At 45.9% G+C, this 22857-nt stretch carries 14 protein-coding genes; 10 read left to right on the top strand and 4 right to left on the bottom strand.

Annotated features, from left to right (window positions below; all coding sequences use genetic code 11):
- Window positions 1-24 precede the first annotated feature (24 nt).
- Genes A3EU_RS0107105 through A3EU_RS0107090 form a run of 4 tightly spaced genes read left to right on the top strand, consistent with a single transcriptional unit; the run spans window position 25 to window position 4555 of the window.
- Window positions 25-2256, top strand: coding sequence for an ATP-binding protein (locus A3EU_RS0107105; protein WP_156825688.1), 2232 nt, complete (start codon window positions 25-27; stop codon window positions 2254-2256).
- Between the two features lies 1 nt (window position 2257).
- The gene (locus tag A3EU_RS29660) at window positions 2258-3163 is read left to right on the top strand and encodes a glycosyltransferase family 2 protein (RefSeq protein ID WP_020535444.1); all 906 of its coding nucleotides are present in this window, start codon (window positions 2258-2260) and stop codon (window positions 3161-3163) included.
- 2 nt (window positions 3164-3165) lie between these two features.
- Window positions 3166-3714 (top strand): hypothetical protein, encoded by a 549-nt coding sequence (locus A3EU_RS0107095; protein WP_020535443.1) that lies wholly within the window; start codon window positions 3166-3168, stop codon window positions 3712-3714.
- Window positions 3715-3757: 43 nt separating this feature from the next.
- The gene (locus A3EU_RS0107090; RefSeq protein WP_020535442.1) at window positions 3758-4555 is read left to right on the top strand and encodes a hypothetical protein; all 798 of its coding nucleotides are present in this window, start codon (window positions 3758-3760) and stop codon (window positions 4553-4555) included.
- A 47-nt stretch (window positions 4556-4602) separates the two neighbouring features.
- Here A3EU_RS0107090 and A3EU_RS0107085 read toward each other — a convergent pair whose 3' ends face one another.
- A complete protein-coding gene (locus tag A3EU_RS0107085; protein WP_020535441.1) occupies window positions 4603-7050 on the bottom strand; it encodes a TonB-dependent receptor in 2448 nt (815 codons plus the stop codon).
- Window positions 7051-7440: 390 nt separating this feature from the next.
- Complete coding sequence (locus tag A3EU_RS0107080; RefSeq protein ID WP_020535440.1) at window positions 7441-8118, bottom strand: outer membrane beta-barrel protein; 678 nt, start codon at window positions 8116-8118, stop codon at window positions 7441-7443.
- Between the two features lie 96 nt (window positions 8119-8214).
- Here A3EU_RS0107080 and A3EU_RS0107075 point away from each other — a divergent pair, with 96 nt between their 5' ends.
- On the top strand, window positions 8215-8808 hold the full coding sequence (locus A3EU_RS0107075) for a GNAT family N-acetyltransferase (protein ID WP_020535439.1): 594 nt from the start codon (window positions 8215-8217) through the stop codon (window positions 8806-8808).
- Between the two features lie 10 nt (window positions 8809-8818).
- On the opposite strand, the gene A3EU_RS0107070 is transcribed toward A3EU_RS0107075, so the two are convergent.
- On the bottom strand, window positions 8819-10219 hold the full coding sequence (locus tag A3EU_RS0107070; RefSeq protein ID WP_020535438.1) for a hypothetical protein: 1401 nt from the start codon (window positions 10217-10219) through the stop codon (window positions 8819-8821).
- A 164-nt stretch (window positions 10220-10383) separates the two neighbouring features.
- Between A3EU_RS0107070 and A3EU_RS0107065 the strand changes: the two genes are divergently transcribed.
- The 3 genes from A3EU_RS0107065 to A3EU_RS0107055 all read left to right on the top strand — a co-directional run bounded on the left by A3EU_RS0107065 (window position 10384) and on the right by A3EU_RS0107055 (window position 16460).
- Window positions 10384-13239: a T9SS type A sorting domain-containing protein gene (locus A3EU_RS0107065; RefSeq protein WP_020535437.1), complete on the top strand. Its 2856-nt coding sequence runs from the start codon at window positions 10384-10386 to the stop codon at window positions 13237-13239.
- 200 nt (window positions 13240-13439) lie between these two features.
- Window positions 13440-15872 carry a T9SS type A sorting domain-containing protein gene (locus A3EU_RS0107060; RefSeq protein ID WP_020535436.1) on the top strand — a complete coding sequence of 811 codons (2433 nt, stop codon included), beginning with the start codon at window positions 13440-13442 and terminating at the stop codon, window positions 15870-15872.
- Between the two features lie 78 nt (window positions 15873-15950).
- Window positions 15951-16460 (top strand): DOMON domain-containing protein, encoded by a 510-nt coding sequence (locus tag A3EU_RS0107055; protein WP_020535435.1) that lies wholly within the window; start codon window positions 15951-15953, stop codon window positions 16458-16460.
- A 403-nt stretch (window positions 16461-16863) separates the two neighbouring features.
- Here the strand turns inward: A3EU_RS0107055 and crtD are convergent, their stop codons facing one another.
- On the bottom strand, window positions 16864-18327 hold the full coding sequence (crtD, locus tag A3EU_RS0107045; protein ID WP_020535433.1) for a 1-hydroxycarotenoid 3,4-desaturase CrtD: 1464 nt from the start codon (window positions 18325-18327) through the stop codon (window positions 16864-16866).
- Window positions 18328-18966: 639 nt separating this feature from the next.
- On the opposite strand from crtD, the gene A3EU_RS0107040 reads away from it, so the two are divergent.
- Both A3EU_RS0107040 and A3EU_RS0107035 read left to right on the top strand, forming a co-directional pair.
- Window positions 18967-19470, top strand: coding sequence for a hypothetical protein (locus tag A3EU_RS0107040; protein WP_020535432.1), 504 nt, complete (start codon window positions 18967-18969; stop codon window positions 19468-19470).
- A gap of 133 nt (window positions 19471-19603) precedes the next feature.
- Window positions 19604-22651, top strand: coding sequence for an aminotransferase class III-fold pyridoxal phosphate-dependent enzyme (locus tag A3EU_RS0107035; protein ID WP_020535431.1), 3048 nt, complete (start codon window positions 19604-19606; stop codon window positions 22649-22651).
- Window positions 22652-22857 lie beyond the last annotated feature (206 nt).

Raw genomic sequence — 22857 nt, 5'->3', positions numbered from 1 at the left:
GTCATAACCCAAAACGAAGTGATTTTGATCCACAACACCTCGCTATTATTCCGGCGAATATTACTATCCACCATTTTTCTTTGCTGGATGGTTTTAGGCATTTCACAAACACTAGGTCGGTCTGTTCCTGAATTGTTGCAAGAATACAAGGATGCGACGAATGATTCTGTAAAGATTGAAACCCTCTCTTCCCTTGCTGGTGCGTATGCTAACGTAAATGCAGATTCAGCATTTTTTGTGGGAGAGCGAGCCCTTGAACAAGCTAAGCTTGGAAATTATAAATACCTGGAAGGAAATGCATACGTTTCCTTAGGTGAGGTTTATGATATTACGGGACAATTTGAACCTGCGCTCGAAAACATAAATAAAGGTTTAGAAATATTCCTTCAGCTTAAAAACAACAAAGGGAGAGCACGGGCTTACAATGCACGAGGTTTGGCCCGCCTTTATGCCAACCGAAATTTAGAAGCAGCAGCAACCGATTTTGAAGCGTCTAGAAAGCTTTCCCTCGAGCTCGGTGACTTGGTACAAGTAGCTAAAAACGGCCATAACCTGGGGCAGGTTTACCATAAGGAAGAAGATTACCCAGCAGCCCTTAAGAATTATCTTCTTGCTCGTAATCTGAAAGATAGCCTACTCGCACTCAATTATCCAGGAATAACTGCCCGTGATCTGATTTCGACCTACAATAATCTTGGTGCTTTTTATAATACCATTTATCAATTTGACAAAGCTCGGGAAACACTCAAGAGAGGTATAGAGGTTGCTCCCGAAGAAGAGTATCGACGCCTATTGGTGCTTAATTACACATTGGGGACCGTTGAAGAACGTGATTCAAATTATAACGAAGCGCTTATTTATTTGCAGAAGAGCGTTGAATTTTCTGATAAAGGAGGCTTTAATTATTACTTACCTAACATTTATGATGTAATGGGCCAGTCGTATTTGCAGTTGAAATCCAGAGAGGCGGCCAGAGATCATTTTAAGATGGCCTTGGATTTATTAAATACTACATTGCCAAAACCAGACGTAAAAGTTGGCGTTTTAGCACATCAAGCCGAACTATTCTTCCAAGAAGGTAGATTTTTTGATGCTATTGCTAATACGGATGAAGCCCTTTCTATTGCAGACAAAAATGATAACATTCCTCTGGAAAATATCCGTGATGCTCATGATGTAAGGGCTAAAGCTGCCGGTAAATTAGGAGATGATCAAGGAGCAGCTTACCATTATAAAAAATTTACAGAATTCAGTAAATTAATTGAAAGTACAGAGCACAAAAAACAATACGTTGGCCTGCAAGCCATCTATGACGTCCAATTAAACACCCAACAATACGAACATAAGCTTACCAAGCAGAAACTCGAACTTTCTGAAAAATGGGTCTTCTGGCTAAAAATAACGGCAGGGCTTATTACAATTCTTGCGCTCCTTTTATTTGTCGCAAAAAACAGGGAAACCAAAGCTAAGAAAGAGGTAATCGTCGTAAATCAAGAAATGGAGTCGAAGAATATAGAACTTGCCAGCTCCAATCAAAAACTTAACATTGCAAGTAGTAAACTGAGTCAATTTTCTTTCGCTACAGGGCATGACCTCAAAGAATCACTCCGCAATATTACCAGCTTTACCCAGTTGGCAAGTATAGAACTGGCCGAAAATCCACCCCAGGCTCAGGTACACCTCCAGGAAGCTGCAACCAGTGGCAAGCGGATGCGCAAAATGCTAGATGACTTGCTTCATTACAGCAATCTGGGGGGGAATGATACCGTAATTAGTCGCTTCCCATTAGATGAAGTCATTAGCAGTGTCAAACAACAACTAAAAACGGATATCGAAGAAGCCCGAGGTGATGTTCTCCTCACCACGCCAGCCACGCTTAAGGCGAATCGTACCGAGGTGGAACAAATCTTTTTCAACCTGGTCCATAACGCAATAAAATACCAATCTCCTGATAGAGAACCTCGGATTACTATCAAATTAGAAGACCGAGAAGAGCAGTTGGTATTCATCGTTTGTGACAATGGTATGGGAATTCCCGTTGATCATCAAAAAAATATTTTCAAACCTTTTTTCCGTTTGCATAACCGCAGCAAGAGTGGCTCCGGCTTGGGCTTATCTATCTGCAAAACGATCATAGAAAGTTATGATGGGGAAATATGGTATGAATCTGCCGATGATAATGGTTCTTGTTTCTGTTTTACCCTACCCAAATCAGAACCGAAGGCGCAGTTGAACCCTAATCTTTTTATTCCCTAACATGCTTAGCATCCTGATTCCTGTTTATGCTTATGATGTAGGAGCACTCGTACACACTTTACACCGGCAAGCTTGTGAGCTCTCTCAAGCTTGGGAGATTCGCTTGCTTGATGATGCTTCTCCAGCCAATTGGTTGGCCAAAAACCGTCGCTTGGCTCAACTATCAGGCGTACACTATCAGGAACTTCCTCACAATGTAGGCCGCGCCAAAATAAGGAACTTGCTTTGCCAACAAGCTCAGTATGAATACCTACTTTTTCTCGACAGTGACAGTGGTATTGATCATGATGATTTTCTAGCAATTTATGTAGCACAACTAGCGCCTGATCGGGTACTTTGCGGAGGGCGCACTTACTTGCCTAAGCCTTTGGCAGCGTCCTTCCACCTGCATTGGTGGTACGGCACACAACGAGAAGTTCGGCCAGCGAAAACACGCCGTCAGCAGCCCTATGCTGGTTTTATGACCAACAATTTTGTCGTACCTAAAGCTGTGATGCAAACTATTCCTTTTAATGAAACGGTTACAACCTACGGCCACGAAGACACGCTTTTTGGGTTTCAACTTCAGGCCGCAGCTATTGAAATTATGCACGTCGATAACCCTGTTCTTCATATTGGCCTCGATGAAGCAGACCGCTGGTTAGAGAAACAACGTATTGCCATTCAAAACCTCTACCAGCTACATCGGCAAAACCCCACTCTGCAAACACAAGCATTGCGATGGTGGATACGCTTGCATCGTACGGGATTACTACAGTTGGTAATGCCTTTCCTGAAAAGAAAAAGCAGCCTATGGGAAGAGCAATTATTGCAGCAGCATCAACCTAATCTTCGCTTGTTGGACCTTCTCAAGATTTATTGGTTGGAAGAAGTTCATCAGTCTCAAAAACGTCCTTTTTTGAAGTAAAAATGAAAGAATACCGTGTTCTCCTGTTTTTAATTGCTTTTGGTTTTGCGCATGAAGCCTTTGCGCTCATGGCAGGATATTGGCAGAGAGAGACAAAAAATGCCACCCAGTTTATAGATGGCCCAGACCCATCCATTGTACTCAAGGATGGTACTTCTTTAGCGATGCCAGATGAGTGGTATTTTTACAAAGATCACATTGTTGGTGCTTTAGGTCGAGATCAAGAGGCAACGTACTTCGTTATTGATGAACTCAATAGTGAGGTTTCAACATTTGATCAAGAAGAAACTTGGCAGATATTTATTAATAGCCATCGTTTAAAACCACAGCTCTGGACCAGGCGGTATACTGGCGATTGGAATAAAATGACGGCTGCTATTTATTTGCTGATTTTTATATTTCCAATTACCATCGGCTGGCTGCTTTTGCATATCCGGTGGATCATTCAAGTACGAAAAACGGGTGCCAGGAAATACTATGTATATTTTTCTATTCTGCCAATGTTGTTGTTGATTACCTATTTGTTTAGTCAGTTTCCAGGGAGTATATAGTTCAATAAATACAAGATTTATCAGCTTACCAAATCAAGGAATCATGCGTCTCTTATTTTTTGTTTTCATTCAAGTGTTTTGTGTCCTTGTCATTTATGGGCAAATTCCTTATCAAAACAAGGCTGCTTATCAGAATAACGTAGCTATCAAGTCTACTTTTGTCGTCCTTAAAGATGGGGTAGCAGTAGACAAGACATTATCCCGCCAAGAGGAGTTTAACGTATTGGGGTATCCCTTGCGCCGTACCTTTTTCGAAGACGAGATAAAGACAGTATACCTTTTTGAATATTTAAACGACAGTACTACAACTAAGCGGGTAACCTTATTCAATGATTCGATCGCAGTAACGAGCCAAATAGTTCACAAGGGAAACAGAACTATCACTACGAGTTATGATGCTGAAGGACAAGAAATGGATAGTTACAGCATAGATGAGTTCACAAAGGATGGGCGCTTAAAAAAAGCTCAAATATTTCATAAGGATGAAATGTTGTTGCATACGTTGTTTAAGTACTACAAGAATGGTGAAATCAAAAGAATTAAGGTTTTGGTTGGGGATAAAAGGGTAGTAAGGTTTGACCGCGAAGGAAACAGGACAAGTAGTGTGGAAGCGTTATTTGAAGTCATAGATCAATCTACTACGAAAACGGACAATGGGATTGTTGTTGTGTCGGAATCTCGGCGATATAACAGAGGAGGAGAGGCTCGTCTGAAAAGGGGTGATGTGGTAAAAGTAGATTCCTATCAGAATGAAAATGGACTACTTCTGTACAGGACTGAAACCATCAACGGAGAGCTTGAATCCAAGTGGGTTTATGAATATGTTTTTAGAGAAAAATAGCTCCGTAAGGCAGGATTCCTGCCTTACGGAGCCGTATAGAAAAGGGGCTAAAAATCAATTCCCAATCCCAACATCAGCTGGCGCCCAGCCTGAGGGTACAATCCTTGGAGTAATTGGGCATCGCCACCAAGAAAGTAGCGGTACGACCAGCCATTGGATTCATACAACTGATCCAGCCAATTCAAGACCTGGAAATTCAGTCGAATCGCCCGTAGCCCACTTGGTTTAATCGTGTATTGTAGTTGCCAGTCGCTAAAGAAATACGGATTTAGGCTATTGGCTTCATCAGCACTGTTGTCGAGGTAGCGACGGCCAACATATTTTCCGCGCAAGGCCAAGGATAAGTCATGGCGTGCGGCCTGCGGCAGAAAGTCGTAGCGCAACTCCGCGGCACCCAACACATTAGGCGAGAAAGCCAAGTCGGTATCCTCACGTTTGATGCCCTGCTGGCCGATCCAGTTGAAGTCTGCATCGTAATCATCTACAAATTCGGTAAAGCTGATCACTCTGTTTTGACTCAGTGTTACGTTCCCCTGCAAGGTCAGGTTAGGCGCTACTTCGCCGCCAGCTACTAGTTCAAGGCCCAGGCGGTAGCTCTCGTCAACATTGGTGCGCAAGAGCTCGCCCACATCATTGATCTGGCCATTCAATACCAGCTGATCCTGGTAGTACATATAGTAAACGTTGGCTTGCACTGTCGCTTTTGTCCAGTTTTGTTCCCAGCCTGCTTCCAGGTTGTAGAGCTTTTCGGCTTCGGGGCGGTTTTCGGCAGTGCTGCCCACAAAGTCATTGCGGTTAGGTTCGCGCTGCGCTACGGCAAAGCTGGCATAAGCACTCTGGCTTTCATTGGGGCGGTATTGGATACCCACTTTGGGATTGAAGAAGCTCAAATCCGCCGATTGATCTACTTGGGTGCCATCGTTGTTGACGCCAAGGAAATCATAACTCACTGTACGTAATTGGAGGTCTAAATAGGTGTCCCAACGATCATTTAGCGCGTAGTTGACTTTGGCGAAAATATTGAAATCTCGCTTCTCGGCATCATTGTCGTAGTAGCGGTCACGAATTTCACTTTCCGCGGCGTAGCGTGCCCAGATGATCTCCCCAAAGTGAGCGCCCTGGTAAATGTGGTAGCCTCCACCGAGGGTCGCCCGCAGGCGCTGGTCGCTGCCATTATAATGCAGGCTGTACGTAGCACCGTAGAAATCGTTGTCCAACCAACGGCGGCGAATCAAATCAGTAGTATTGATCGTTTCGCCACCAAGCACGATAGGAGAGAGGCCGTAATCGGCAAAGTCTTCCCCTGCCTTGTACTGCTCAAAGAAACCCTGGCCCAGGGTGTAATGGCCTGCCAGGTTGAGGTACCACTGCTCATTGAGTTCGTGGTTGAAGAGTAGTTGCAAGTGAGTTTGGCCATAATCGTCGACTTCGTTGTCGTAAGGCTCGCCTTCTTTTTCGGTGCCTGCGGTATTGATAGTGCGGGTTTCGGGAAAATCAACCAGGCCGGCATCTACACCATTCCATGCTTGGTAGGTGACCTCGCTACCACTAAAAGCATTGAGGCGCACCGAAGAACGTTCTCCAATCCAGGCACCAGAGAGGTACCAGGAAGAAAGGTCTGCCGAAGCTCGGTCAATGTAACCATCGGAGGTAATGCGGGAAAGCCGACCGTCGACGGTAAAGCCGTTGTCCAGCAATCCCGTGCCAAAGCGAAGGTTACCCTTGAGGGTACCAAAACTACCAGCGGTAAGGTCTGTAGAAGCGTAAGCCTTTTTGTAAACCTTGCTAGTGTTGAGGTTGATGGTAGCACCAAAAGCCCCTGCGCCATTGGTGGAAGCACCGACGCCTCGTTGAATTTGTACATCTTCGGTAGAAGAAGTAAAATCGGGCATATTCACCCAAAATACGCCCTGACTTTCCGAATCATTGAGCGGAATGCCGTTCACGGTGATGTTGATACGAGTAGGGTCGGTGCCGCGAATCCAAATGCCTGTATAGCCAACACCAGTACCTGCATCCGAAGTGACGACCGTCGAAGGTGTCCAACGCAGTACAAAAGGCACATCCTGCCCAAGGTTGTTTTGCTGGAGTGTTTCCCGGTTAACGGTGGAATAGGTCATAGGCGTCCGCTCATCTGCACGCGTAGCGGAGACGATCACTTCGCCGGTGAAGACGGGGTCTTCTTTCAACGTAATCGTCATCGGTGATCGTTGACTACTATTAATGTTGAGTTGCCTTGTTTGGTAACCAACGTAGCTGATCACTACCTTGACATCCTGTTTGGGTAACTGCCCCAAGTCAAAAAAGCCACGGTCGTCGGTAGCTGTACCGCGATCCAGGTCGGGTACAAAAAGGTTGGCGCCAATCAAAGGTTCTCCACGATCATCAGTCACCTGACCCGTAAAGGACGTTTGGCCCAATAACAAAAGCGTATTACAAAAAAGGAAAAGGGCGAGCGATAGGCCGCGCCGTAGAAAAGATGAAATAAAAAACATGATCAAAAAAAATTGTGGGTAAATGAACAGCCGCTATTCCGGGGTAGAACGCGGGATTACTTACCTCACACCCTGAACAGGTGTAAAAGTTGAATGGTGTAAAGGTGTAAGGGTTTATAACGTTTACACCTACAATTCAACATTTACACAAGGTTTCCCTTCCCGGCATTATCCGGGCAGGTTCCTGGTTTCAAAGTGGGAATTGGGAGGTAGGAATTCGGAATTGTATAGGCACTGTAAAGGGCTGAATACTTCCGACTTCCGATTTCTGACTTCCCACTTAAAACCAAAGGGTATGATCTCAGCCAGGTATAGACACATTCGTCCAGTGACCCAGCACCCCTAAAAGCCGCGCAAAGGTAATACGCTATGATCAGTTTTTTTAGTGTTTTAATAAATAGCTCGCTGTAGGCCAATGTTGAGCCCCATAAAAGTGTCCCCTAATCTACGGTACGCTTCTGGGGTATCCTTGAAGTAACCGTAATACGTATAGTTGAGGCGGCTATTCAGTTTCCAGTTTTCGGATAAGTGGAAGTTTAATCCAATTGCCATTTCGTAGCCCACGCTTATTTTGCTGATGCTGTTCAAGGCGTAAGGGCTAGGCCCAGGTGCAAAAAAGGAGGGATTGGTATAAGGTACATCTCCTGGTGTTCCCTTGAGGTCGCTGATGCTGGTTTGGAGGCCCGCCTGAACGTAAACACAATTACAAGGCAATCGATACTGTAAACGTAGAGGGATATTCCAAAAAGAAATATTTTTTTGCTGGTACCTAAAAGTGTAAATATCTGGCNCTAGCCCCTCGTTGGGCTTAACCTCGCCAGTAAATTGACGAAAGGTTTGCGGCCCAAAACGTTGCCGAATAAGGGCCGTGCCTATCGAAAACTGTCCGATGGGCTTTTCAATACTGAGACCAATACCTACAAAGCCGAGGTTGTTACTTCTATTGGTTACGTCCTCAAGATGAGCGTTAGCTTCTATTCCAACTAGAAGGCGGGGGATCGTTTCTGTGGACTGAGCTTGCAGAAATACCGTAGTCAGCAGGCAAAAAACGAAGGTTAAGCTTTTCATAGGTCTTGTTTTTATAAGGAAATCATGATTTAACCGGATGTGCTGTAAAACATTCAGGAATTAACCTTTTCTTAGCATCTCAAATTTACCTGTACCATGGAATTCGATTTTGAACCGGAAATTGTTTTGGAAAATGAGCGTGTTCGCCTGGAACCGTTAACAGAGGATCACCTGCCTCATTTGTTGCCCATTGCTTTGGAGCAGCCAGATTTGCTAACGTATTCTCCTTCCAGGTTTGGTGACGAGGAAAGCCTGAAAGCTTACTTGGGAGCCGCACTGATTGGTCGGGCACTGGAAGAGCGTTACCCTTTTGTAATTTATGACAAACCTAGCCAACGCTATGTGGGGAGCACCAGTTTTGGGAATATCTCCAATGCGAATCTTCGCTTAGAGATTGGCTGGACCTGGATTGACAAAGAACTCCAACGCACTGGCCTAAATCGAGCGAACAAGTTCCTGATGCTGCGCTATGCCTTTGAAACACTGGGTTTCGAGCGAGTAGAGTTCAAGGCTGATAGCCGCAATGAACAATCCCGTCGCGGTATGGAAGGTATTGGTGCTACCTTTGAAGGCACCTTGAGGAGCCACACCTTGATGACGGATGGTTTCCGCCGTAGCACTGTTTATTATAGTATTTTAAAGGAAGAGTGGCCGGAGATTAAAGCACGTGTTTTTGCAAGTTTGATTTAAGTACAGGTTCTTACTCCAGCTGCCGTAACAACCACTTTTTTTCAGCAATAATAGCTACACTCCTGATCTCTTCTTGTAGTTGAAGCCGCTTTTGCTTATCAGCAAGAGGTAAATCGATGATCTTTCTGAGGTATTTTATCGTGTTGAGGTAGTTCTTTTTATGGCTGGCCAATATCTTTTTCCGGTGCAGGAAAATATGCATGGCATCAAGGTGAGAAGAGAGCAAGTCGAAAGCATCAAGTTCGTAATAAATTTTCATGGCAATCGTCTTGGCAGCAATGTTCAGCAACAGATCGGTGAAGTTGGTTTTATTGAGCAGGGTCAATGCCTGGTCGTAGTTTTTTTGTTCATATTCTAGCCATGCCAGGTTGAATGAGTAGCTGTTTTTCCGGTGTTTGGGTTCCAACCTGGGTTTGTAATCCTGGACAAACTGTGCGGCCCACTTGAAATCTTTGATAACAATGGCCTTGGCTACAATATTACTATAGGTGAAGTTGGAAAGCACCCCATTCCGCAAGAGTATGTCGTTTTTTAATCCTTCCTTGTAAATTTCCAATCCTTCTTTGGCAAAATGATGGCGGCCTCGATTCAGCTGTTTGATACAGTAGTTGGCGGCCAGCAAAAACAAGTCTCGTATTTCATCTTTGGGGAACTGTTCCTGATGGGCAAAAATCAGTGCTTTGAACTGGCTGAAATGATCATTGTCCCCCTCTGTAGTAAGCGCTTTGTAGACATGGTAGTAAATAGAAATGGCCGGGTGTTGAAGGTAGGCATGATCTTCGATGTAGTTGATCACGGCATTCAGCATCCCGAAATCATATTCTTTCTTGTAAATGGCTTGATGAGAGAGGATCAAACAACTTTGTCGCAACTTGGAAGCCAGGTAGGAAATATCTAGGTTCTCCTGTACCTCTTCCAACTGTAAGCCTTCCATGCGGTTTTGTTCGGCATTGAAATGATACTGCTCCAGATAAAAGGAGTAGCGATTTTGGTAGTATTCAGCATGACGGAGCGCCTGACTTTGCTGCATCGATTGAACTTCGGTAATTGTTTTTACAAAATGGCGGTTTAGGCCCAGTTGCCGATAAGCTTGACTAAGTTTTAGTTTTACATTTACCTGGTCTTCGTTGGTTTTTTGCCAAACGAGGTATTGTTCAATGGCTTTGAGCAGCAAACTCATACTTAGCCTCAGCTTGTGGTCATCGTAGGGGAGATTGGGCCAGATGAAGGCAAAGGCTTCTCTTCGGTCGGGAGACTGTTGGCCGCGCTTTTTTTCGCGCACTAAAAAGGAATACAGCAATACGACATGCTCCCTTTGATTAACAAAAGGTGAAGCAACAAACTTCTTCAATTCCTTGATGTTTTGCTGATCCAGGGCGGAAAACACTTCAAAAAGACGACTTTTGTGCATTTTGTATAAAATAATTGAGACAAATTAATAACATAAAATACTGATTTTGATCTATTTGAGTAAATATTATTATATTTTTTTGATGCAAATTAATAAAAACGTAATTGAAAACAGGGTATAGGAGTGGCACCTTTGTATAGAACGAAAACAAATCCTTGTGAGCTATGAAAAATAAGATGAACAAATACGTGCTTTTGCTACTGCCTTTCCTGTTTTTGGGAACCCTTCTGGATGGTCAGGGATGGGAGCGAATCTACTTCCCTCCAGGAGGAGTAGCAGACTATTCTTACTCTGCGGCCAACCAGGTTTTTTTAGAAGATGATGGCAGTTACTTGTTTGCTGCTTCGGTAGAAAATGCACCGAAATTTTTATTTACAGATAGTGACGGTATCATCACCAACCTTATTGATGTGCCCTTTGCTGGCGGAGGTATTATTCGGAGTACGGATGATAACTTCGTCTACGGTGCGAGGTTGGGAGGGACAAGCCCGCCAGAGGAAGATGTCTTCGTTAGGAAGTTTGATGCGACCGGAAATGTTTTGTGGACGTATCGTCCGCCGGGATATTTATTTGGTAATGAAACGATAACGGATTTACTACAAAGTACCGACGGAGACTACGTTTTTGTAGGATCACAAGGAAGCACCTCAACTGGTGATGTGCGTCCTTATATTTCGAAAATAACGGAGGCAGGAGATGTCCTTTGGAAAACGGTCGGAATAACTTTACCTGAAAATAATATTTATGACTATTCGCTAGTAGAGACAGCCGATGGAGGCTTCTTTTCAATAGCATCGTCAAATTGGTTTACAGTCAATAACCCGATCATAACTGATGCCAGGAAGGTAGATGTGAATGGTAATCTTCAGTGGATGGGGAGTTTGGATACAGATATGCAAGTAAAGCACATCGTAAATGCAGCTGATGGCACCATTGTTTTACTGGGTAGAAATATGGACTACGATTATGTTTTACTCAAGATTGACGACATGGGAAGCTCTATTTGGCAACAGGTATTACCTGCTGCTGACTATCCCTTTGGTTATACCACTTCCTTGATTCGTACCAGCGATAATGGTTTCGCTTTTCTGGGCAATACCCAGGGAGCTGAAGAAGACATACATCTCGTGAAAATGGATGAAAACGGCAATGTCGAGTGGGAGCAAATTTACGGAGGAGCATTTGGTGATAATGGGCTGGACCTTAAGCAGACGCCCGACGGCGGCTATATCATTGCCGGTGGCGCTAACGGTATGGGGGAAGACCAGAGTTTGTATATTATCAAAACGGATGAGGAAGGGAATTCCTTGGCGAATTTCATTTACGGCCAGGTAAAATACGACCTCGATGAAGACTGCATACCTACTACAGTTGAGCAAGGCTTGGAAAACTGGATCGTCTCAGCAGCGGGGAGTACTGGCACCTTTTACGCAGCTGCCGATGCTGATGGCCAATACAGAATGGAAGTTACGCCTGATGATTACGAGGTGTCACTGACTGTGGCCAATGATTACTGGACGGCTTGTACCAATGATGTGATGGTAACAGTGGTAGACAGCAGCGAGGTAGATTTTGCCGTGCAGAGTATCGAACAGTGCCCATTGATGGAGGTGCAAGTCAATAACTATGGTTTCCGTTTGTGTGAGCAGTCGACGATAAATGTCTTTTGTGCCAATCAGGGAACAGAACTGGCCGAAGATGTTTACGTAGAGGTCACTCTAGCGGATAGCCTGACCTTATTGAGTGCAACGGTGCCTTATACCCTCATCGGAGAAAATACCTACTCTTTTGAGGTTGGTGATATGGACTTTTTGACCTCAACAAGTTTCTCCATTGCTGTGCAAGTGGGTTGTTCGATTGAATTGATGGGGCAATCCCTTTGTGTAGAAGCCCTCATTTTTCCAGATACGAGTTGTTTGCCTGTTAACCCATTGTGGTCGGGTGCAAGTGTTCACTTGTCAGCAACCTGTAATGATGATGAGGTGGAATTGAAGATTGAAAATGTAGGCGAAGAAGCCATGCTTGAAGCACTTCAATACACGGTTATAGAAGACCATGTGATCATGTTGCAAGGGCAAAATTATGGTCCGTTGGCGCCAGGAGAGTCGGTTGTCATTCCTCAGTTGGCCGATGGTAGTTTTTACCGAATAGAGAGCCCGCAGGTTGCCAACCACCCCGGAATGTCGATGCCAAGTGCCTTCATTGAAGCTTGTGGTGCAGGAGAGAATGGTGAAGTAAGCCTGGGATATGTCAATCAATACCCAACCGATGATGAAGATTATTTTGTGGCTCTTACTTGTACAGAGGTATTAGCGGCTTATGATCCCAATATTAAGCAAGCTTACCCCATTGGCTACGATACCGACCATTTTGTTAAACCGAATACCGGGATTGACTATGTGATCAAATTTCAGAATACAGGAACCGCGGAAGCCAACCAGGTTGTGATTGTAGACCGACTGTCGGAGCACCTCGACCCTGCGACGATAAAGCCTGGCAATAGCAGTCACCCTTATGATTTTGAGCTGCTAGGGGAGGGGATTGCCCGGTTTACGTTCAATAATATCGCTTTGCCGGATAGTACGACCAATGAGCCAGCATCACATGGTTACGTAAGGTTCTCGATTGAGCAGCAGAAGGATTTGCCCAACGACACACGGATCGAAAATTCAGCGGCCATCTACTTTGATTTCAATCCGGCAATTATTACCAATACTACCTTTCATACCATTGGCGAAGGCTTCATTATGGTAGAAGTGGGAGAGGTGTTGTCACCTCTGGCAGCCGTCAAAGCATATCCGAATCCATTTACGACCATGACGACCTTGGAGGTTGTTGGTGACGACCTCGGAGCTTTAGAGCTTGTTCTTTTCGATGCTACAGGTAAAGCTGTACGCAACGAACAGTTTATTGGCAGCAAGCATCAATTGGATCGTGGAAACCTCTTGGCAGGCATCTACTTTTACCAGATCAGAAACAATAAAGGTGTGCTAAACACCGGGAAATTAATTGTTCATTAAGAGATGAACAAGCTCTAAATCATTCGTTTTGATACGTGTATGGATAAGCGTTTGGGATACTGTACCAGTTACAGTATCCTAACGCTTTTTAAGTAATAAGTCGCTCTCACACAGTGAAAAGCAGGGTTGGTGAAGTAGCGCTTGAGTAGTGTGATATTGGCCAGTAATTTAGAAAGTAAATCATCTAAATACTGTGCGCTATGTTGTTAAGAACTACCATCTCTGCTTTTTTTATGCTCCTTTGGTGTGCTGTTTTACAGGCCAATGCCTGTGACAATCCAACCCTGACAAATGGGGCCTATCTCCACGCAAATAATATCCGAACCCTCATTCCGGCCTCTGGTAGCTTATTTTGGGATGGTGAAGATTCACAATTCAGGATTGAAGGACCTGATGGCGGCTTTGCCACTATTTTTACACAAGGCTTGTGGCTGGGAGCCGAAGACAGCAATGGTGATTTGACATTAGCGATTGCTACCTTTGGAGCGGCGGCTGGCAACAACGATTACTATCCTGGCCCCGTGAGCGAAGACGGTACCGTTAGTTTTGATGTTTGTGGGAATTATGACCGCGCATGGTCGGTCTATCGTTACCAAATCGAAGCGCACCTTGCCGATTTTCAGGACAATGGAGTGATTGATAACCCTCAGTCCGCTATTCTTGGTTGGCCGGGGCTGGGCAATGCACAGTTCTTTGCGACGAATGGGTTTGATCTACCCAATTCTCCACAGGGATTTGCGCCGTTTTTCGATATCAATGCCGACGGTATCTATCAACCATTACAAGGAGAGTATCCTTACGTGCCCCAATCAGCTATTGTTCCTGACCAAATCGTCTGGTCTGTATTTAATACCGTAGGTAATGAGCCATACGAAAGTGGAAGTTTGGTGCAAATGAAAGCCGAAATTCAGCTTTTGGCCTGGGCTTTTAACTGCACCGATAGTCGAGTGTTGAGCAATAGTATTTTCACGTCTTTTAAGGTGATTAACCGAGGAAATGATCCTTATACGAATTTTAGAATGGGTCTTTATACCGATTTCGATTTGGGCTGTTTTGTGGATGATTATATAGGCAGTGCTCCTGCTCTTAATACCTTTTATGTTTATAACAAATTCCCCAATGATGTCAATTGTGATAACATTCCCAATGCTGGGGAGAATGCACCGGTGCAGGCCATTACCGTCATGAGTCAGCCGCTTGATGGGTTTATGTACATGAATAACCCCTCTTTTATACCTGGGAATCCGGGAACAGATGATCCGCAAACAATCGCGGGCTATTCCAATTTTTTAAACAATCGTTTCAGAGATGGCACTCCGCTCACCCAGGGAGGAGATGGCTATAACCCCAATAGCACAGAGGTGGTCAATTTCGCTTTTCCTGATAATCCTAATGATGCAGGGGGCTGGTCGGAAAACAGCATGGATCTTGGTTCTTTTGATCGCAGAGCGCTCGGCAATATTGATGGTCCAGGTTTATTCCCTTCAGGAGCAGTGTTTACAGTTGATATCGCCTATTCGTTTCATCGTACGCCCGGTGCTGATAATTTAGGCAATGTCAATGAAATGTATGACGGTGTTGCTGCTTTACAAATGATGTATGACAATTCGTTTGCTGAAATGTGTAATCAAGTGACCGTTTGTAATGAAGATTGTATCTGGTCTGGTGACCTTAATGCTGATGGTATTGCGAACCATGAAGATATTCTGGCGCTGGGTTTTGGTTTAACCAATAGTGGTAACAACCGTGTAGGCCCCTACAATTGGACGCCTCAAGGCGGCGATAGCTGGGGTTTTAGTCAATTCAACGGTGTAGACGCCAAGCACCTTGATGCCAATGGAGACGGGAGTTGTACGCTGGAGGATGCCGATAAAATTTTTCATCATTACCATTTTACTCACCCTGCATATCAGCCCGTTTTTGAATACCCGCTAGGAGATGATATCACTTTCGTGCGATCGGGCGCAAATACGAGTTTAGAAAACCTGAGTCCGGGAGAATCCTTTTTCGGGCGTATCAAGCTGGAAACGGATGTAGATGACCTAAGAGGTATTGCCTTTACGCTGGAATATGATCCACTGTATTTTGCCAACTTTACGACAATGAACAGCGGATGGCTGGAGACGCAAATGAAATGGCTTAGCCCCAATGGAGAATTCAACGGAGAGGTAGAGTATGCGTTTTTTCTGCGTGATGAAGAAGCTTATATTGAGCCTCAGACTTTATTCTTGTTGCAGTTGAGGATGTTAGATGTTCCTCAGGAGTTACTCCCTAGTGATGAGACTTTTTTGCGGTTTCGCAATATCAAAGCGTATCTCACTGATGGAACGGAAGTAGACCTAGGCGCTCAGGATGTTCGCATTCAGGTCAATGATGTCTCTGTCGCAACGGAAGAGCCGGTTTGGGCTCAGGGCATAAAGCTTTTTCCTAACCCGGTAGAAGACCGTCTTTACTGGCAGTTTAGCGACTTGGAGCCAAAGCGTTATCGCTTGTTCAACCTTCAGGGGCAGTTATTACAAACAGGAAATGTGGTAGGGAATAGCCTTGATGTAGGTCGTTTGCCTGCGGGCGTTTACAACTTACAATTGATGCATAATGGTAGTACTGTAGCCCGAAGGATTATCAAGCATTAACTTCATTATTGTTATTTGGCACAGTTTTGGTTTTATAGGAGGTGTTATAAAACAAGTCTTATAATCAAAGAATCTCCTATGAAATCAATTTTGATGAATGCAGGTCTGCTATTACTTGCGCTTGGAAGCCTATCTGCGGTACCCTCTCCCACTGCCAACTACTTTGTAATTGAAGGTATGCAAGTAGAATGGACCTACGAAGGTGACTTGCTGACGTTTAAGTTGCATTCTCCTTACCAGGGCTGGGTCGGATTGGGTTTTAATGCCAATAATGATGTCGTAAATTCCAACCTTGTAATGGGAGCCGTAGAAGAAACAGGTACTAATATGGAGGAATTTTTTGTCGTAGGTTTTGGCAATCCTCAACCTGTAAAAATGCTAGGAGGCGAAGTGGCTGTAAAGAACTATCAGGGTGTAGAAGATGCCAAAGGGACCTCTTTCCAGTTTTCAATTGACACCAGTATTCAGGATGACTTCCACTACGATCTTAGTGAAGGGCAGAAAGTGTGGCTCATTTGTTCCTATAGCATGGAGGACGATTTCGGCCATCATTCGATCATGCGCCGGCATTTGGAGATTACTCTTTAACAGGGTGTAAGGGTTGGATGGGTGTAAAGGTGTAAAGGTTGGATAAGTGTAAAGGTTAGATGATGGCTTTAAAAGTGGAAAATAAACCGTTTGCTACTACTGTTGTTAGGTTGAAAAACTTGCTATATGGGCCTTTACGCGAAATCGGTGTGGATATTTACCCTGGCATTTTTAGCCTTTGCACTGGTGTTTTTGTTCCCGTCTCCCATTTTGATCGGAGTCGCAATCATCTTCGTTTCTTGTCTGGCTGTTGTCCAAACCTGGGTGGTGTTAAGGGATGATACCACCAAATGAGAGATAATTCTATATGACTATGTGTTAAAAGAACTATCTGCCTATGTGATAAGAAATGACCTGGCTTAAAATGCGCCTGTTTTTTTGTGGAGTTCTGTGTTTTGGTGTTTTAGTGGCTATTATCTACCATCTCACTCATGATCTTGGCGGAGAGCAAGCACAACGGAATCCCTCCACCGGGGTGAACGCTGCCACCAACAAAAAACAGGTTGCTGATGCGGTGACTAAAGTTGGGGTGCCGCATGAACGCTGCCATTTTGCTGTTGGAGCTGGTACCGTAAAGTGAGCCTAGGTGCGAGCCGGTTTTGGTTTGAATAACCGGTGGTGTCATTACCCATTCTTCTTCGATCAGAGGTTCGATATCTTCTCCGAGAATGTTGTTGATTTTGGCGATCGTTCGTTCTCTGGTTTGCTGTTGGAGGAGCTGCCAATCCTGGCCCGCATCACAGGGCGCGTTGATCATGACAAACCAGTTTTCACAACCCTCTGGGGCATCACCGGGAACAAGGTGGCTGGTTTTATTGATATAAACCGTTGGATCATTAGACATTTCTCCTCTTTCCATGGCCGCAAATTCGGCGGGATAATCTTCGCTAAAGAGGATGTTGTGACAGTTGAGCGCTGGAAAGGTCTTTTTGATACCCCAGTAAAAAATTAGGGCCGAAGTCGATTTTTGCTGCGCTAGGATACGCTCAGGTTGCCGCTGCTGCGGAAGTAATTTCCGATAAGTAAAGAACACATCCATATTACTGACAACCTGATCGAAAGCATGCGTTTCGTTGCCAGTGCGGACACCATTAGCTGAACCATTCGAGACTAAAATCTCGTCTACTTTGGTATTAAAATGAAACTTCACCCCTTGACGGCAAGCCAAATCATAGACAGATTGACTGATGCTATACATCCCCCCATCGGGCAAGTAAGCCCCAAAGTGATGCTCAAAATGCGGGATGATCGTCAATAATCCGGGCGCTTTGTAGGGATTGGAGCCATTGTAGGTCGCAAAGCGATTGAACAGCTGCACCAACTTAGGGTGCTGAAGTTGTCGCCGGTGCACCGCATCCATCGACCTGAACAAATCCAGCTGAGGAATTTTGAACAAGGCTTTCAACACCTCCAGGTTGGTCCAGGTGCTCAGTTTATGAAGGCTCTTTTCCAAAAAGGTACGTCCTGAGACATGGTATTTCTTCTCAGCATCGGCTAATATTCTGGTGATCCTGTTTGCGGGTACATCAAGTACTTCTTCTACTTCTTTTGCAAAGTCTTCTTTTGCGGCATGAGCATGAATGCGTGTACCATCTTCCCAGAAATAATTACAAACAATCGGTAAACGCTGGTAGGAGAAATGATCTCTGGGTTTTTCCCCCGCAAGTTCAAAAAGCTCGTCGACATACTGAGGCATAGTAAACAAAGAAGGCCCAAGGTCAAAACGGTAATCGCCTAGGGGAAACTCTGAGAGCTTCCCGCCAGGGCCTTCCTCCGACTCAAAAACAACTACTTCATGTCCCTGAGCAGCAAGCCTGACGGCGGCGGCGAGTCCGGCAATACCGGCTCCAATAATGACAGTACGCAAAAGCTTTGTTTTTGATGAATGATGTATAGCCTAACAAAAGTAAGAGAGAGTGGTTTAAGGGGAAGTTGGGATAAGTAGTTTGGAGTGGAATAAAAACTTGTGTAAATTTATTTGTGTTTTATTTTTTATTTTGATACTTTTGATTGGTATTTCCTGGCTTGATAGACCATTGTCAGTTAATACTCGAAGGTACTTATCCCTATCCGTAGTCTTTTAGACTTCTTTTTGCTACGAGGTCAGATAGGAATTTCAGCGGTTTTTTGTTTTTATTATTAGGTTACTCGTCTGGCGAGTAAATGGTGGTGGTTTGCTCTGTGCTACCTATCGGTAGTGAATTGGGCTGGCGTTCAGGCAACGGGTGGGTCCCCTCCCAAGGGGATCTTGAGTGTTGTTGGTTTATCTGGTTGTATTTCAGTGTGTTATCCGGTTTTTTGTCATCGAAATGTTGCTTGGCCAATTATGATATAGGTTCTTTGGAAGCTTTTCTTTTCACAGCATATTGTTTAATTTACCCTCAGATAGATAACCAATGACAAATAGGTTTTACTTAATTTTAACCTAAGAAAAAGCGCTCGCGATGAAAAAATATTACCAATTCTCTACACACTATTTTTTTGGGCAGCAACCAATTTTTTAGCCTTGACACAAACCCTCACCATTCCTGGCATTCCCGAAATTACAAGTGGTAATGTCGGCTATGTCCAGAAAGAGAATAAAACTGAAGCTTATTACTTTTTGTCCGTAACTGGAGAGCGTACGAGCAAGGACGATAAGCTGATGGATCACTTGCTCACGATTGTGGATGTGAACCTCCAACCGATGTTAACCTATCGTATTCGACTTGGTGAAAAATCGTTCATCAAAGGCATTGCCCTACAGGATGGTCATTTTGGAGTCGTTTTTGCCGACGATGAGGAAGAGCGACAATGGTTGGAAATCCTTGATGAGTCGGGTAAGAAGCTAAGATCCGCTGAACTTGTATTCCCTAATTATCACGAAAAGAAAATCCCTGAAGATCACCATCTTACGGAACAACCTCCAATTGCGGGAGTTATGGGTGGTTTCGTCGTTCATCAGCATACTGCAGGAAATCACTCTTCCTCACGGCGAGCGGAAATATTTTATTTGGCCCAATACAGATAGGAAGATTACGATTCTCACGCTGGATAAAAAGGAAAAGACCCTTGAAGTAGTTATCATGTGATCGCAATGGAATAGCTTTCTTCACATTACCTACCTTTGCCCTTCTTCTTCTCCAACGAATGTCTAGTAACCTATGGCNAAGAACCTGCCCTCCGATTCTTTTCGTGATCTTGATGAAGTCACCTCCCTGGTCAAAACCCATTACGGTCTCACCGTCACCACCCGCCCCCTCGCCGGCGAGGTCGACCTCAACTTCTACCTGCAAACTCCGGCGGGGGAGGAGTATACCCTCAAAATCAGTCGTAGCGTAGCGGCACGGGCGACCCTAGAGTTTCAGGTCGCTATATTGGAGCACCTCAACAAACAGCCGCTCCCTTGGTCTGTACCACACATGATTCCCAGCCTATCAGGTGAGCACTTGCTGGAGGTGACGAGCGAGGAAGGCAACCTTCACTTTATCCGACTTCAATCTTGGGTGAGCGGGCGCTTACTGGATGATATCAATCCTCGCAGCCCAGAACTGCTCCACCAATGGGGAGCTACCTGCGGGCTGCTCAATCGCGCCCTCTCCGATTTCGATCACACCGAGGCACACCGTTTTTATAAATGGGACCCCAGCCAGACGCTGTTCTCTCAACAATACCTACCCCTTTTTGCGACAGCGGCACAGCAAGAAATCGCCAGCTATTTTTGGGACAGGTTTGAAGAAATCACCCAGCCCAAGTTGGCATCACTCCGTACTACGGTCAATTACAATGATGCTCATGAGCAGAACCTCTTGGTCAATGACGCCGGCGAGCATCCAGCCATCTGTGGCGTGATCGACTTTGGGGATACACTCCATACGCACCTCGTCAACGAATTGGCTATCGCCTGCGCCTACGGCGCGATGGGCCTGCCCGATCCACTCACAGCGGCCTGCCAACTCACCAAAGGCTTTCACGATATACAGCCGCTTTCGGAGGAAGAAGTAGAGGTGCTCTTCGATATGATTGCCGCCCGCTTGCTCATAACCGTCGCTTCGGCGGCCCACAATCAGCAAGCAGAACCAGACAATAGCTACTTGCAAGTCAGTGCCCAACCCGCTTGGGACGTGTTGCAAAAATGGCGAAAGATCCCGCCAGCCTTGGCCCATTATCGTCTGCGGGAAGCTTGCGGCTGGGAGCCCGTTCCGCAAAGGGAAAAATTCAATGAATGGTTAGCCACCTCTCCTTCCTTTGCTCCCGTCATGACCTGGGCAGGAAAGTCTACAATTCCTTTAGATTTAAGCGTGGGCAGCCTGGATTTGGGCAACAACGAAAATTTCCTCACCATCAAGCCTTTTGCTAAAACAGTAGACCGGATGCTGGCGGAAGCCGAAGCCGATTTGGGAGTTGGAGGCTATGCGGAAATTCGCCCTTTTTATACGACTGATGCTTACCAAGTCATGGGCAACAGCGGCGCTCAGTGGCGAACCGTTCATCTCGGCCTGGATGTTTGGGGTAATGCAGAAACGCCCGTCTTTGCGCCCTTAGCGGGCACTGTTTTTAGTGCTGCCGACAATGCTGGCGAACGCGATTATGGCCCTACCATTATCCTCGAACACAAAGTCAGTAATTCACTCACGTTTTATACCCTTTATGGTCACCTCAGCCGTTCGTCATTGGCAAATATCAAGACCGGACAAACAGTAGTCGCTGGCCAACAAATCGCTACCATCGGCCCTGCCCCTGAAAACGGCAACTGGCCACCGCATCTCCATTTTCAAATTATTCTCGACTTGCTAGGTAATGAACAAGATTTTCCCGGCGTCGCTTACCCCGACGAAAGGGCTACCTGGCTGAGCAATTGCCCCGATCCACAGTTGTTCTATCCAGATTTGCCACAATGGCCACAAACGACCTTGACCGCCAACGAAATATTACCCCTTCGCCAGCAGAAGTTGGGCCGTAGCCTGAGTATCTCCTATCAGCAACCATTGCATATCGTCCGCGGCTTTGGGACTTACCTCTACGATACCGATGCCCGCCGTTACCTCGACACCGTCAACAATGTGGCCCATGTAGGGCATGAGCATCCCACGGTCGTACGTGCTGCGCAGCGCCAACAAGCGGTTCTGAATACCAATACCCGCTATTTACACCCCAATTTGGTGCAGTTTGCCCAAGAATTAGCCGCTACGATGCCCGAAGGGTTATCGGTGGTGCATTTCGTCAACTCTGGTAGCGAAGCCAATGAGTTGGCGCTGCGCATGGCCAAAATATGGTCACAGCAGCAGGATATGATCGCCGTAGAGGTCGGCTACCACGGCAACACTGGGGCTTGTATCGATATCAGTAGCTATAAATTTGATGGACAAGGCGGCCAGGGGGCTCCTCCGCATACGCATATCGTACCCATGCCAGATACTTTTCGCGGTCGCTATCGTGATCCACGCACGGCGGGCCAGCTGTACGCCAATCATATTCAGGAAGCCATTCAGCAGGTACAATCGAAAGGGCGTAACATTGCCGGCTTCATCGCCGAAAGCATTCTCAGTTGTGGAGGGCAGATCGTTTTGCCGCAAGGCTATCTCTCCGCAGCTTACCAAATGGTGCGCGCCGCCGGAGGCTTGTGTATAGCCGACGAAGTTCAGGTAGGTTTCGGTAGGGTAGGGCAGCACTTCTGGGGCTTTCAGCTGCAAGGCGTCGTGCCAGACATCGTCACCTTGGGCAAACCCATTGGCAATGGTCATCCGCTGGCGGCGGTGGTCACCACACCAGCAGTAGCGGCCGCTTTCGCCAATGGCATGGAATTTTTCAACACCTTCGGCGGCAACCCCGTTTCCTGTGCTATCGGTCGCGCCGTCTTGGAGGTCATCAAGACAGAGAATCTCCAAACCAACGCAGAACAGGTGGGCACTCATCTACGGCAAGGTTTACTCGCGCTGCAGCAGGACTTTCCGATCATTGGCGATGTTCGCGGTCCCGGCTTTTTTCAAGGTATCGAGCTGATCACAGACCCGGAAACACAGGCTCCCGCAGCCCACCAAGCGAGCTACCTGGCCAACCGTATGCGCCAACGAGGTATCCTCATGAGTACCGATGGTCCCTTACATAATGTGTTGAAAATTAAACCGCCCATGTGTTTTTCTCAAGAAAATGCAGATTTCCTTTTAGAGAATATGCGCGTCGTACTTCAAGAGAACAAAATGAAGGTGTAAAATGCCAGTTATGGGCCCTGCCTTCGTCCCTTTCGGTCCTGGGCACCAGGCTGTCTGTCCCTGCGGTCCGCCCATCCTTGGTCCTGCTCCTCCGTCCGCCGAGCTTTAGGCTCCGCCTTGCGCTCCAAATCTTCACGGGCCACGGCCCGCCCATGTACCCCGCTGGCGGGGTCGGCTCGCAGAGCCGGGGGTGGAATTCCCGCTGG

This window comes from Lewinella cohaerens DSM 23179 (assembly GCF_000379805.1).
In the GTDB taxonomy this organism is placed as follows: domain Bacteria; phylum Bacteroidota; class Bacteroidia; order Chitinophagales; family Saprospiraceae; genus Lewinella; species Lewinella cohaerens.
The sequence above is the reverse complement of the archived record's forward strand: the minus strand, read 5'-3'. Positions and strand labels throughout refer to the sequence as shown.